The organism is Variovorax sucrosi (assembly GCF_051216635.1).
Classification (GTDB): Bacteria; Pseudomonadota; Gammaproteobacteria; order Burkholderiales; family Burkholderiaceae_C; genus Variovorax.
Genome location: NZ_JBPJZU010000001.1, coordinates 153,759 through 165,545 on the forward strand (window position 1 = coordinate 153,759; position 11,787 = coordinate 165,545).

At 68.4% G+C, this 11,787-nt stretch carries 13 protein-coding genes and 1 other RNA gene; 7 read left to right on the forward strand and 7 right to left on the reverse strand.

Annotated elements, in window-relative coordinates; genetic code table 11:
- Window positions 1-29: 29 nt before the first annotated feature.
- Entirely contained in the window at window positions 30-1,691 is a 1,662-nt protein-coding gene (locus tag ACSFBE_RS00680; protein WP_435488441.1) for an ABC transporter substrate-binding protein, read from the reverse strand.
- 139 nt (window positions 1,692-1,830) lie between these two features.
- Window positions 1,831-2,652 (reverse strand): IclR family transcriptional regulator, encoded by an 822-nt coding sequence (locus tag ACSFBE_RS00685; RefSeq protein ID WP_435488442.1) that lies wholly within the window; start codon window positions 2,650-2,652, stop codon window positions 1,831-1,833.
- Between the two features lie 77 nt (window positions 2,653-2,729).
- Between ACSFBE_RS00685 and pyrC the strand changes: the two genes are divergently transcribed.
- From pyrC to htpX, 4 genes are read left to right on the forward strand one after another with little or no spacing between them, the layout of a single operon-like run.
- Window positions 2,730-3,761, forward strand: coding sequence for a dihydroorotase (gene pyrC, locus ACSFBE_RS00690; protein WP_435488443.1), 1,032 nt, complete (start codon window positions 2,730-2,732; stop codon window positions 3,759-3,761).
- Complete coding sequence (locus tag ACSFBE_RS00695; RefSeq protein WP_435488444.1) at window positions 3,758-4,564, forward strand: NYN domain-containing protein; 807 nt, start codon at window positions 3,758-3,760, stop codon at window positions 4,562-4,564. Before pyrC ends, ACSFBE_RS00695 begins: the two co-directional genes overlap by 4 nt.
- Window positions 4,561-5,340, forward strand: coding sequence for a DUF3025 domain-containing protein (locus ACSFBE_RS00700; RefSeq protein ID WP_435488445.1), 780 nt, complete (start codon window positions 4,561-4,563; stop codon window positions 5,338-5,340). Before ACSFBE_RS00695 ends, ACSFBE_RS00700 begins: the two co-directional genes overlap by 4 nt.
- A 53-nt stretch (window positions 5,341-5,393) precedes the next feature.
- Window positions 5,394-6,269, forward strand: coding sequence for a protease HtpX (htpX, locus tag ACSFBE_RS00705; protein ID WP_435488446.1), 876 nt, complete (start codon window positions 5,394-5,396; stop codon window positions 6,267-6,269).
- Window positions 6,270-6,345: 76 nt separating this feature from the next.
- Here the strand turns inward: htpX and ACSFBE_RS00710 are convergent, their stop codons facing one another.
- The 3 genes from ACSFBE_RS00710 to ACSFBE_RS00720 are packed head-to-tail and all read right to left on the reverse strand — an operon-like array spanning window position 6,346 to window position 9,691.
- On the reverse strand, window positions 6,346-7,311 hold the full coding sequence (locus ACSFBE_RS00710) for a ProQ/FINO family protein (protein ID WP_435488447.1): 966 nt from the start codon (window positions 7,309-7,311) through the stop codon (window positions 6,346-6,348).
- 58 nt (window positions 7,312-7,369) lie between these two features.
- On the reverse strand, window positions 7,370-7,993 hold the full coding sequence (locus ACSFBE_RS00715) for a flavin reductase family protein (RefSeq protein ID WP_435488448.1): 624 nt from the start codon (window positions 7,991-7,993) through the stop codon (window positions 7,370-7,372).
- 18 nt (window positions 7,994-8,011) lie between these two features.
- Entirely contained in the window at window positions 8,012-9,691 is a 1,680-nt protein-coding gene (locus ACSFBE_RS00720) for an NAD(P)/FAD-dependent oxidoreductase (RefSeq protein ID WP_435488449.1), read from the reverse strand.
- A 169-nt stretch (window positions 9,692-9,860) separates the two neighbouring features.
- On the opposite strand from ACSFBE_RS00720, the gene ACSFBE_RS00725 reads away from it, so the two are divergent.
- Window positions 9,861-10,046, forward strand: coding sequence for a hypothetical protein (locus tag ACSFBE_RS00725; RefSeq protein ID WP_435488450.1), 186 nt, complete (start codon window positions 9,861-9,863; stop codon window positions 10,044-10,046).
- Here ACSFBE_RS00725 and cysK read toward each other — a convergent pair.
- A complete protein-coding gene (cysK, locus tag ACSFBE_RS00730) occupies window positions 10,043-10,972 on the reverse strand; it encodes a cysteine synthase A (RefSeq protein WP_435488451.1) in 930 nt (309 codons plus the stop codon). The two genes, ACSFBE_RS00725 and cysK, sit on opposite strands and share 4 nt — an antisense overlap.
- 64 nt (window positions 10,973-11,036) lie before the next feature.
- Here cysK and rnpB point away from each other — a divergent pair.
- Window positions 11,037-11,378: RNase P RNA component class A (gene rnpB / locus ACSFBE_RS00735), an RNA gene on the forward strand.
- 133 nt (window positions 11,379-11,511) lie between these two features.
- Here rnpB and ACSFBE_RS00740 read toward each other — a convergent pair.
- Window positions 11,512-11,679: a hemagglutinin repeat-containing protein gene (locus tag ACSFBE_RS00740; protein WP_435488884.1), complete on the reverse strand. Its 168-nt coding sequence runs from the start codon at window positions 11,677-11,679 to the stop codon at window positions 11,512-11,514.
- Here ACSFBE_RS00740 and ACSFBE_RS00745 point away from each other — a divergent pair.
- The gene (locus ACSFBE_RS00745; RefSeq protein ID WP_435488452.1) at window positions 11,621-11,755 is read left to right on the forward strand and encodes a hypothetical protein; all 135 of its coding nucleotides are present in this window, start codon (window positions 11,621-11,623) and stop codon (window positions 11,753-11,755) included. The two genes, ACSFBE_RS00740 and ACSFBE_RS00745, sit on opposite strands and share 59 nt — an antisense overlap.
- Window positions 11,756-11,787 lie beyond the last annotated feature (32 nt).

The following is an 11,787-nucleotide window of genomic DNA, read 5'->3' on the forward strand; positions in this document are numbered from 1 at the left end:
CTTTCCTTTGCCGGAAAGGGCGGGCGCGATCAGTCCATCGTCATCGTGGCGATGTCGATGAACCAGCTTTTCGGCTGCACCACGTTCTTGACCTTGGCCGACATCGCGCGCGGGCCCACGTCGTGCGCGATCCACACGAAGGGTGCGTCGTCGACGATGTGCGCATGCAGCTTGGCGAGCGCGGCGTCGCGCTGCTTGTCGTCGAAGCTCGTGCGGGCATCGGCCACCAGCTTGTCGACCTCGGCGTTGCCGTAGTAGCCCCAGTTGTTCGACACCGGCGGGAAGGCCTTGGTGCTCACGAAGCGGACCATCGCGAAGAACGGGTCCATGGCCGCGAAGCTCACGTTGGTCGCGTTCGCGCCGTTGGCCGACGGGTCCTTCGCGCCCTTGCGCCAATTGGTGAACAGCGTGTTCCATTCGATGACGTCGAACTCGACGTCGAAGAAGCATGCTTTGAGCGACTGCTGCGCGAATTCGTTCATCGGCAGCGGCTGCATCTGGCCCGAACCGGAGGCCGAGATCTGCACCTTCACCTTGATCGGCTTGGCGGCCGAGTAACCGGCCTGCGTCATCAGCGCCTGCGCGGCCTTCACGTCGTACTTGATGTCGAACTTCGGGTTGCCCCACCACGGGTGGCCCGGCGGCACCGTGCCCTTGGGCTCGGCCATCATGCCGCCCAGCAGCTGCTTCATGCCACCGCGGTCGATGCACAGGTTGGCGGCCTGTCGCACGCGCTTGTCGAGCCACGGGGAGCCTTCGGCGAAGGACAGCTGCCACGGCCACACGTGCGGCTGCGCGTTGGAGTAGATCTTGAAGCCGCGCTGCGTGATCTGCGGCATCGCATCGGGTGCCGGCGCCTCGATCCAGTCGACCTGGCCGCCGAGCAGTGCCGCGGTGCGGGCGTTGGCTTCGGGCATCGGCAGCATCACGACCTTGTCGATCTTGGGCACGCGCTTGGCGTCCCAGTAGGTCTTGTTCGCGGCCAGTTCCAGCCGCTCGCGCGCCACGAAGCGCGTCACCCTGAACGGGCCGGAGCCCGACGGGTCGGCCGCGAAGGCGGTCCATGCGGCTTTCGACTTGTCGGCCGGCGTGGTGCCGCTCGCAGCGTCGAACTTCTTCTGCCAGGCGGCCGGCGAGGCCATGAACAGGTTGGTCAGGTTGATCGGCAGGAAGGCATCGGGCTCGCTGGTGGTGAGCTCGACGGTCAGGTCGTCGATCTTGCGGGCGCTGCGCAGCGTGGGCATGCGCGAGGCGGTCACGCCGACCTGGCTGGCGTCGAACTGCGGCGCTTCCTTGTCGAGCACCTTGTTCACGTTCCAGACGATGGCATCGGCGGTGAGCGCGGAGCCGTCGTGGAACTTGACGCCGGGGCGCAGCTTGAAGACCCACTTGGTCTTGTCCTTCGCATCGACCGCCCACGAGGTGGCCAGCGCGGGGATCAACACGCTCGGCGCGTCGGCCTTGGACAGGTCCCATTGCGTGAGCGAGTCATAGATCGGGATGCCGGTGAAGCGGTTGCCTTCGAAGCCCTGGTCGGGCTGGCCGAGCGTGCGCGGGATGTCCGCGGCCGTCATGGCGATGCGCAGGGTCTTCTCCTGCGCCAGCGCGGCGCTGCCCGCGAACAGGGCGAGCGTGGCCAGCACGCCGGCGCGCAGGCGGTGGGAGCGGAGCGAAGACGAAATCGGGTTCATGGGGCAGCCTTCAGATGTTGGATGGGGTCGAAAAGACGACCCAGAAGTTTAAGCAAAGGCTGTGCCACGGAACGTGTTCGGCGGGATCGACTATAGATTCAATCGAATCGTTTATCGATATGTCCGGCTGCGCTGCGTTTCAGGGCGCCAGCGCGCTGGAGATCGCCCGGGCGCACTCGATCACCATCGGCGCCAGCTTCTTCTGGGCCGCGTCGAGCGTCCAGCGGCTCGTCGGTGGTGCGACATGCACCGCGCCGTGCGGGCGTCCGTAGCGGTCGACGATCGGGGCGGCGATGCCCATGTCGCCGAGGAACAGCTCCTCGGCGTTGTACGCATAGCCGGTCTTGCGGCAGGCGACGATGCGGGCCTGGATGGGGCCGATGCCGGTCAGCGTGGCCGGCGTGCGGGCGACGCGGTTCGAGGCACGCAGCACCGCCTTCACCTCCTCGTCCGGCAGGCAACTGAGCCAGGCCCGGCCCGAGCTGGTGCAGTACATCGGGATGCGCATGCCCACCGGCGTGAGCACCGGAATGAACTGGCTTGTCATGCGCTGGGCGATGTAGAGCATGTCGAGCTCCACCGGCTCGGTCAGGCTGGCCGTCTCGCCGCTGGCGTTGGCCAGTTGCGTGAGATAGGGGCTGGCGGCTTGCACCAGCGGATGGCTGGCGACGTAGTTGAAGCCGATGTCCATGATCTTCGGCAGCAGCCGGAAGCGGCGGGTCTGCGCATGCTTGCCGACATAGCCCAGCACCTGCAGCGTGTGCACCGTGCGCTGGGCCGAGCCCTTGCTCATGCCGGTGCGCTCCGCCACCTCCTGGAGCGTCATGGTGCGGTGGGCGCCGTCGAAGGCGCGCAGCACGGCCAGGCCCTTGTCGAGCGACAGGTTGAACAGCGGGTCGGATGACGCCGGCTCGGGCGGGGGCGCGGCGGGCGCTGCCGCGCGGGTCTTGGGGGTCGCCATGGCTGCTGTGTGTTGGTATCGGCAATCGATTCTATGAAGGGCGCTGCGATCCGGCAGGCCGATGGGAGAATCGCCGGATGACTTCTTCCCTGACGATCACTCGCCCCGACGACTGGCACCTGCACGTGCGCGACGGCGCTGCCCTCGAAGCCGTCGTGCCGCATTCCGCCCGCCAGGTGGGCCGCGCGCTGATCATGCCGAACCTGCGCCCGCCCGTGACCACCGCCGAGCAGGCGCTGGCGTATCGCGAGCGCATCCTGGCCGCCATGCCTGCCGAGCGCGGCTTCGAGCCCGTGATGTCGCTCTACCTCACCGACAAGCTGCCCGCCGACGAGATCGCACGGGCCGCGGCTGCCGGCGTGAAGGCCCTCAAGCTCTACCCCGCGGGCGCCACCACCAACAGCGACGCCGGCGTGACCGACATCCGCAAGACCTACGCGACGCTCGAAGCCATGCAGAAGCACGGCCTGCTGCTGCTGGTGCACGGCGAGGTGACCGATCCGAGCATCGACCTGTTCGACCGCGAGGCCGTCTTCATCGACCGCGTGATGATCCCGCTGCGCCGCGACATGCCCGAACTCAAGATCGTCTTCGAGCACCTGACCACGAAGGAAGGCGCGCACTACGTACGCGACGCCGGGCCCTTCACCGGCGCCACCATCACCGCGCACCACCTGCTCTACAACCGCAACGCGCTCTTCACCGGCGGCATCCGCCCGCACTACTACTGCCTGCCGGTGCTCAAGCGCGAGACGCACCGCGTCGCGCTGGTCGAGGCCGCGACCAGCGGCAGCGACCGCTTCTTCATGGGCACCGACAGCGCGCCGCACGCCGCGCACCTGAAGGAACACGCGCTCGGCTGTGCCGGCTGCTACACCGCGCTGACGGCGATCGAGCTCTACGCCCAGGCCTTCGACAACGCCGGCGCGCTCGACAAGCTCGAAGGCTTCGCCAGCTTCCACGGCGCCGACTTCTACGGGGTGCCTCGCAACACCGACACCATCACGCTCAAGCGCGAAACGTGGACCTTGCCCGACACCGTGCCCTACGGCGACGCGACGCTCAAGCCGCTGGGCGGTGGCGAAACGCTCAACTGGAAACTGCAATGAACAGCACCACCCCCAAGGTCATGCTCCTGATCGACGCCGACAACGTTTCGGCCGACGTCATCGAGCAGGCCATGCAGCGCACGTTGAGCGAGCACGGCGCTGTGCACCTGCGCCGTGCCTACGGCAATGCCGAGACGGCGCTGAAGCACCAGGGCCTGTTCAAGCGGCTGTCGGTACGCCCGATGGTCAACCTCTCGGCCGGCAAGAACAGCACCGACATCGCACTGGCCGTCGACGCCATGGCGCTGGCGATCACCGAGCGGCCCGACGTGGTGGTGCTGGTGTCGTCGGACTCCGACTTCGCGCCGCTGGTGATCCGCCTGCGCGAGACCGGCTGCCGCGTCTGCGGCATCGGCCAGCGGGGCAAGACCGGCGAGGAAACGATGGCGGTGTACGACGAGTTCATCGACCTCGAGCACCACGGTGCGCGCATCGCATCGAGCGCGCCCGCGCCGGCCCGCAAGAGCGCTGCGGCACCGGCCGCCAAGACCACGCGCGCCAAGGCTGCGCCGGCCAAGAAGACGGCCGCGCCGGCCGCCAAGAAGACGGCCCGCAAGACGACGAAGGCGACCAAGCCCCCCGCACCGCCGGTGTCCGAGGCCGCCGAATTCATCCTGCAGGCGGTGCCGAACCTGCGCAAAGGCAACGATGTGGCGCTGAACGACGCGGCGCAGGCGCTGCGTGCCGCCGGCCTGCTCGGCAAGCACGGCAGTTCGCTCAAGCTGTTCGACAAGCTGACCGAGGAGTTCGCCGTGCTTCAACAGCCCGATCGCATCCGCTGGCTGGGTGCCTCTGCCGCTTGAACGGGCCGAGCGTCGACTGGGCGCGCCCGTGGCTGGCGCACTGCCGGGCGCTCGGTGCACCTGCCGAGCGGGCTGCGCGGCAGCACGGCGTCGCCACCGCATTGCAGGCCAGCACCGCATCGCCGCCGGTGCGCTTCGTGCCGCAGGACGCGTTGCCGCCTGGTGAAGCCTACGAGGCCCACATCTTCCGAACCGGCGAGGTGCCGACGCGCGACAACCTGCACGACTTCTTCAACGGCCTGGCCTGGCTGCACTTCCCGCAGACGAAGCGCCGCCTCAATGAATGCCAGGCCGCCGAGATCGACCAGCGCGGCGTCGGCGCCCACCGCGGCCCGCTGCGCGACGCGCTGACGCTGTTCGACGAGAACGGCGCGGTGCTCGATGCGCCGCCGGTGCTGTGGGATGCACTGGTCGCCCGCGACTGGCACCGCCTGTTCGTCACCGAGCGCGGGCGTTGGGAGGAGGCGCGTCTGCTCCTTTTCGGCCATGCGCTGCTCGAAAAGCTGACCGTGCCGCGCAAAGGCCTGACGGCGCATGTGCTCTTCGCCCCCGGCGCGCGCCAGTCGATCTACCCTCGCGACGACTGCATGGCCGATGCGCTCTCGGCGGCGCACTTGGCCACCAAGCCTTTCGTGCCGCTGCCGGTGCTCGGCGTGCCCGGCTGGTGGCCCGAGAACACGAACTTTTGCTTTTATGATGACTCGGACGTCTTTCGTCCGCGCCGGCCTTCAGAACCCACAACAACGCCACCGGGGCCGCGCCGTCAAGCCTCTTGAAGCGGGTGGCCCAGCCCCCACCTGAGCGACAGTTTCCCCACGGAGAAATCAACTTGAAACGCATTCTTCTGTTCGTCCTGACCAACGTGATGGTGGTCGCCGTGCTGGGCGTGGTCGCCAGCCTGCTGGGCGTCAACCGCTTCCTCACCGCCAACGGACTCAATCTCACGGCCCTGCTGGGCTTTGCGCTCGTCATGGGCTTCGGCGGCGCGATCATCTCGCTGCTCATCAGCAAGCCGATGGCCAAGTGGACGGCCGGCCTGCGCATGATCGACAACCCCCAGTCGCCCGACGAGGCCTGGATCGTCGCGACCGTGCGCAAGTTCGCCGACAAGGCCGGCATCGGCATGCCCGAGGTCGCGATCTTCGAAGGCGAGCCCAACGCCTTCGCCACCGGCGCCTTCAAGAACTCGTCGCTGGTCGCGGTGTCCACCGGCCTGTTGCAGGGCATGACGCGCGAAGAGGTCGAGGCCGTGATCGGCCACGAGGTCGCTCACATCGCCAACGGCGACATGGTCACCATGGCGCTGATCCAGGGCGTGATGAACACCTTCGTCGTGTTCCTGTCGCGCGTGATCGGCTATGCGGTCGACTCCTTCCTGCGCCGCGGCGACGACCGCAGCTCGGGGCCGGGCATCGGCTACATGGTCAGCACCGTCGTGCTCGACATCGTGCTGGGCTTCGCTGCCGCCATCGTCGTGGCCTGGTTCTCGCGCCAGCGCGAATTCCGCGCCGATGCCGGCGCCGCCCAGCTGATGGGCCGCAAGCAGCCGATGATGAACGCGCTGGCGCGCCTGGGCGGCCTGCCGGCCGGCGAGCTGCCGAAGGCGGTCGAGGCGATGGGCATCACCGGCACGATGGGCAAGCTCTTTGCGACCCACCCGCCGATCGAAGAGCGCATCGCTGCGCTGCAGAACGCGCAGGGCTGAGCACCGGGCGGCATGGGCCGCCACGCCACGAAAAAAGCCGGCGCAGTGCGCCGGCTTTTTCTTGGGCGAGACGCGCTCAGGCGTCCGGCTTGGGGTCGGCCGTGGCGTCGTCGGCCGGCGGCGGTTCGGGCACGTCGATGCTCGCGTCCGGGACAGTGGCCAGTGCGGCCTCGGCAGCCCGCTTCTCGTCGTCCGCCTTGTCGCGGCGCACCCGGTTGAGCGTGCGCGCGACCTCCTTCGGGTCCATGCCGTACATGTCGGCGAACTCGGCCTCGGTCTTGCCGCTGGCTTCGAAGGCGCGCATCAGCGCTTCGCGCTTGGCCGCCTGCCGGGCCAACTCGGCCAGTGCGTCGTCGAGCGCGGCGTTCGACGCGTCGTCGCGGGCCCGCACGCGCTCGGCATAGGCGTCGCGCCCGACGCCCGAGGCTTCGATGGCCGCGATGATGCGCTCGCGCAGCTGGCCGCTCAGATCGTCCTTCGTGCGGCCCTGGCGGCGTCGGAACACTTCGAGGATGGCGTGGTGGATGTGCTCGGGTGCCACTGGTTCCACCGGGTTGCCCTGCAGGTCATGGCGCGGATGGCCGGCGGCCACGCATTCGAGGTAGCGGGTCGAGCGGGCGTGCAGGCCCATCGCGAGCTTGAGGTCCTCGGCCTTGAACTCGTCGCCGTGGGCGGCAAGCAGTTCCTGGTAGATGCCCAGCTTGAGCGGGCGGAAGCGCGCGCCGAAGAGCTGCGGGTACAGCTCGAACAGGCGCTCGAGCACCGGGTGCACCTTGCGCGGCGCGGGTGCGCCGTTCTTCCGTGCGGGCTGCTGGCCAGCCGGCTGTTGCGGCCTTTGCGCCTTCTGCGCTGCGGGCGCCTGGCCCGCTTCGCCAGCCGGGCGTTCGCCCTTGCCGCCACGGCGGCCGCGGCCACCGCGCGAGCGCTTGCGCGCGGGCGCGTCGGTCGATGGCGTTTCCGTCGATGGCGTATCGGCGACGGGCGCGGTCGCTGCGGGTGCGTCGCTCGTCGGTGCGGTGATGTGGTCGGGAGCTTCGGTCATCGTTCGGTTCGTGTGAGGCCGCGCATGGGGCGCAGCGTAGAGGGCGATGGCGCCGCGCTCAGCGCGGACGGAACATCTTGAAGAGATTGTCGCGGGTGACGGTGAAGTAGTCGGCCGGGCCGCCGGCACGCAGGATGGGTTCGGCCGCCGCCGTGTCGTAGATGCCGTCGTTCAGCAGGTGGCGCGCGATGTGCACGCCCACCACCTCGCCCAGCACCAGCCAGGTGTCGACCTTCGTGCCGTCGACGCCTTCGAGCTGCACGATCTGCGTCAGCTTGCATTCGAAGGACACGGGGCTCTCGGCCACGCGCGGCACCGCGATGCCGCGCGACGCGACCGGCGTCAGGCCGGCCAGCTCAAATTCGTCGACCTCGGGCGGCACCGCCGCGCAGGACGCGTTCATCCGCTCGGCCAGCGGCCGCGTCGCCAGGTTCCAGCCGAACTCGCGCGTCTCGCGGATGTTGCGCAGGCTGTCCTTGGCGCCGATGCTGGCGAAGCCGACGATCGGCGGCGTGTAGTTGAAGGCGTTGAAGAAGCTGTAGGGCGCCAGGTTGCGCATGCCCGACGCGCTCTGCGACGAGATCCAGCCGATGGGGCGCGGGCCGACCATCGCGTTGAAGGGGTCGTGCGGCAGGCCGTGGCCCTTCGCGGGTTCATAGAAGTGGAAGTCGTCGGTCGTCATCGGTGTTCCTGGGGGGTATCACGCCGGCACGCGCAGGGCTTCGGCGTCTTGCAGCACCGCATGCGCGACTGCCTCGGCCACCTTGATGCCGTCCACGCCGGCCGACAGGATGCCGCCCGCGTAGCTCGCGCCTTCGCCGGCCGGGAACAGGCCGCGCGTGTTGACGCTCTGGAAGTCTTCGCCGCGCGTCATGCGGATCGGCGACGAGGTGCGCGTCTCCACGCCGGTCAGCACCGCGTCGGGCGTGTCGAAGCCCTTGATCTTGCGGCCGAAGACGGGGAAGGCCTCGCGCATCGCTTCGATGGCATAGGCCGGCAGGGCCTGGTGCAGATCGGTCGGCGTCACGCCCGGCTTGTACGAGGGCTTGATGCTGCGCAGTTCGGTCGAGGGCGTGCCGGCGATGAAGTCGCCCACCAGCTGGCCCGGCGCCCGGTAGTCGCTGCCGCCGAGCACGAAAGCGTTGGATTCGAGCTGGCGCTGCAGCACCATGCCGGCCAGCGGCGAGCCGGTTTTGCCCTCTTCCCAACCGGGATAGTCCGCGGGTTCGATGCCCACCACGATGCCCGCGTTGGCGTTGCGTTCGTTGCGCGAGTACTGGCTCATGCCGTTGGTCACGACGCGGCCCGGCTCGCTGGTGGCCGCGACCACCGTGCCGCCCGGGCACATGCAGAAGCTGTAGACCGAGCGCCCCTTTCCTGCCCCGTTCGTGGCGTGGTGCACCAGCTTGTAGTCGGCCGCGCCCAGCAGCGGATGGCCCGCATGGCGGCCCCAGCGCGCGCGGTCGATCAGGCCCTGCGGGTGTTCGACGCGAAAGCCGATCGAGAAAGGCTTGGCCTCGATGTGCACGCCGCGTGCGTGCAGCATCTCGAAGGTGTCGCGTGCACTGTGGCCGAGCGCCAGCACCACGTGGTCGCAGCGCAGCTCGCTCGATGCGCCGGTCTGCTGGTCGCGCACGGTCAGGCCGCGCAGCTGGCCGTCGTCGATGTGCACGTCGGTCACGCGCTGCTCGAAGCGGATCTCGCCGCCCAGCGCGACGATCTGCGCGCGGATGTTCTCCACCACCTTCACCAGCTTGAACGTACCGATGTGCGGGTGCGCGACAAACAGGATCTCAGGCGGCGCGCCGGCCTTGACGAACTCTTCCATCACCTTGCGGCCGAGGAAGCGCGGGTCCTTGATCTGGCTGTAGAGCTTGCCGTCGGAAAAGGTGCCGGCGCCGCCTTCGCCGAACTGCACGTTCGACTCGGGGTTGAGCGTGCTCTTGCGCCACAGGCCCCAGGTGTCGCGGGTGCGCTGGCGCACCGTCTTGCCGCGCTCCAGCACGATCGGTCGGAAGCCCATCTTGGCGAGCATCAGCGCCGCGAAGATGCCGCAGGGCCCGAAGCCGACGACGACCGGGCGGATGGGCAGCTCTGCCGGTGCCTGCGCGGGCGCGTGGTACGACATGTCGGGCGTGACGGTCACGCGCGGGTTGCCCGCCAGCTTGGCGAGCAGCTTCGGTTCCAGCGATGGATCGACCAGCGTCACGTCGACGATGTAGACCTGCAGCAGGTCGACCTTGCGGGCGTCGAAGCTGCGCTTGTGAACGTGGATGTTGGCGATGGCATCGCCATCGACGCCGAGCAGGCCCTGCACCGCGTGCGGCAGCGCGTCGGAAGGCGGATCGAGGGGGAGCTTGATTTCGGAGAGGCGGAGCATGGCGTGCGGCCCGTGGTGATCGGGCAGGTGGCATTCGCGGAGGCACCTATTGTAGGGAGGCCGTCCGCGCCGCGTCCGCAGGGCAAAAGTCAGCGGGGAAACTACGGGTGCACCGCGCCTGCCATGGGTCTATCTTGAGTGCGTCGACCGATCACTGCAGGAGACATCCATGCTCATCGTCACGAAAGCGTTGGTGGCCAGCGGCGTCGCCGCTCTGGCCATGAGCGGAACGCCGTTGCCGGACAGCACGCTCGAAAGCCAAGTCGCCGCATTGGCCCCTGCCGTCGCGGCGAATCCGGCGCCGCCCTATTGCCCGGGTGGCTGCAACCTCTGGGGCACGCTCGGGTCGCGCTAGGCCGGCAGAAAGCCTTCGACCGACAGGTAGCGTTCGCCCGTGTCGTAATTGAAGCCCAGCACCACCGCATCGTCGGCGAGTTCGGGCAGCTTCTGTGCAATGGCTGCCAGCGTGGCGCCGGAGGAGATGCCCACCAGCATGCCCTCTTCACGGGCCGAGCGGCGCGCCATCTCGCGGGCCGGATCGGCGTCGACCTGGATCACGCCGTCGAGCAACGCCATGTCGAGAATCTTCGGCACAAAGCCCGCGCCGATGCCCTGGATGGGGTGGGGCGAGGGCGCGCCGCCCGACAGCACCGGCGACGCGACCGGCTCGACCGCATAGACCTTGAGCTTCGGCCACTTCGCCTTCAGCACCTTCGCCACGCCCGTGATGTGGCCGCCGGTGCCAACGCCCGTGATGATCGCGTCGAGGCCCTCGGGGAAGTCCGCCGCGATCTCTTCGGCCGTGGTGCGCAGGTGCACCGCCACGTTGGCCGGGTTGTTGAACTGCTGCGGCATCCAGCTGTTGGGCGTGTTCGCGACCAACTCTTCGGCCCGGGCGATCGACGCCTTCATGCCACCGGCGCGCGGCGTCAGGTCGAAGCTGGCGCCGTAGGCCAGCATCAGGCGCCGGCGCTCGACGGACATCGAGTCGGGCATCACCAGCACCAGCTTGTAGCCCTTGACCGCGGCGACCATGGCCAACCCGATGCCGGTGTTGCCCGAGGTCGGTTCGATGATGGTGCCGCCTGGCTTCAGCGCGCCCGACTGCTCGGCGTCTTCGACCATCGCGAGCGCGATGCGGTCCTTGATCGAGCCGCCCGGGTTGGCGCGCTCGGACTTGATCCACACCTGCTGCGTGCCCTTGGCCGTGTCGGCGAAGAGCCTCTGGACGCGGATGTGCGGCGTGCGGCCGATGGTCTCGAGGATGGTCTGGGCTTTCATGATTTCGGTCTCCTGGTGTGGACGAAAACGGGAAGGGTCATTGTCGCGAGATAATCCGACCCGTGAAGCACGCCAGACCGCCGCTGGTGCAATTCCCGAAAGGGAGCACTGGAGGAACGTCCGGACTGCACAGGACAGCGCAGGAGTTAACGACTCTCCACCGTGAGGTGAGGATCAGAGCAACAGAGACGAGTCGGTGAAGGGGCAACCCCGATCCGGGTGAAACGGGCAATCTCTGCGCGCAGCAACACCAAATAGGCCAGCGTTGACGTGGTTCCGCGGAGCTGGCGGGTAGGTGGCATCGAGCCGTCCGGGCGACCGGCGGCCCAGATTAATGGCGGTCACGCCGGCATCGTCGCAAGACGGCGCCGGTGCACAGAATCCGGCTTATCGGCGGGCTTCACACTTTATTTTCCAGGTTGCTGGCACGCGTGCGTGCTGCCGGTGTCCCGCAGGCTCTCGGCGGTGAAGCCGTTCTGCGCACTCGCCGCATAGCCCACGCCGATACTGCTGCCGCTGCTCTTGCTGCTGCCGTGTTGCTACCCGGTGTTCTGGCTGGCTTCCAGGCGGATGCCGCCGGCATCCAGGCTCAGGTCCTTGCCTGCGCTCAGGGTGGCGGCGCGGGCGGTGAGGTCACCCCCGGCGCTGATGGCCACGTTCGTGCCGCCGCTGACGGTGGTGCCGGTCTCGCTGCTGTTGCCGTCGATGCGCGAGTTACGGCTGCTCCAGCGGATGCTCTCGGACTGGCCTCCACCCTGCCTGCGACTGGCCGCATTTTTTTAAAGCCCGTTATGTTAATTTTGCGCAGCAAAGTT

What these genes read in the sequence shown, in the direction of transcription:
- ACSFBE_RS00720 (WP_435488449.1), bottom strand. Translation starts at nt 9,691, where the DNA reads ATGCTCCGCCTCTCCGAAATCAAGCTCCCCCTCGATCCGCCTTCCGAC.
- ACSFBE_RS00725 (WP_435488450.1), top strand. Translation starts at nt 9,861, where the DNA reads ATGCTCATCGTCACGAAAGCGTTGGTGGCCAGCGGCGTCGCCGCTCTG.
- ACSFBE_RS00745 (WP_435488452.1), top strand. Translation starts at nt 11,621, where the DNA reads ATGGCCACGTTCGTGCCGCCGCTGACGGTGGTGCCGGTCTCGCTGCTG.
- ACSFBE_RS00710 (WP_435488447.1), bottom strand. Translation starts at nt 7,311, where the DNA reads ATGACCGAAGCTCCCGACCACATCACCGCACCGACGAGCGACGCACCC.
- pyrC (WP_435488443.1), top strand. Translation starts at nt 2,730, where the DNA reads ATGACTTCTTCCCTGACGATCACTCGCCCCGACGACTGGCACCTGCAC.
- ACSFBE_RS00685 (WP_435488442.1), bottom strand. Translation starts at nt 2,652, where the DNA reads ATGGCGACCCCCAAGACCCGCGCGGCAGCGCCCGCCGCGCCCCCGCCC.
- ACSFBE_RS00680 (WP_435488441.1), bottom strand. Translation starts at nt 1,691, where the DNA reads ATGAACCCGATTTCGTCTTCGCTCCGCTCCCACCGCCTGCGCGCCGGC.
- cysK (WP_435488451.1), bottom strand. Translation starts at nt 10,972, where the DNA reads ATGAAAGCCCAGACCATCCTCGAGACCATCGGCCGCACGCCGCACATC.
- ACSFBE_RS00715 (WP_435488448.1), bottom strand. Translation starts at nt 7,993, where the DNA reads ATGACGACCGACGACTTCCACTTCTATGAACCCGCGAAGGGCCACGGC.
- ACSFBE_RS00695 (WP_435488444.1), top strand. Translation starts at nt 3,758, where the DNA reads ATGAACAGCACCACCCCCAAGGTCATGCTCCTGATCGACGCCGACAAC.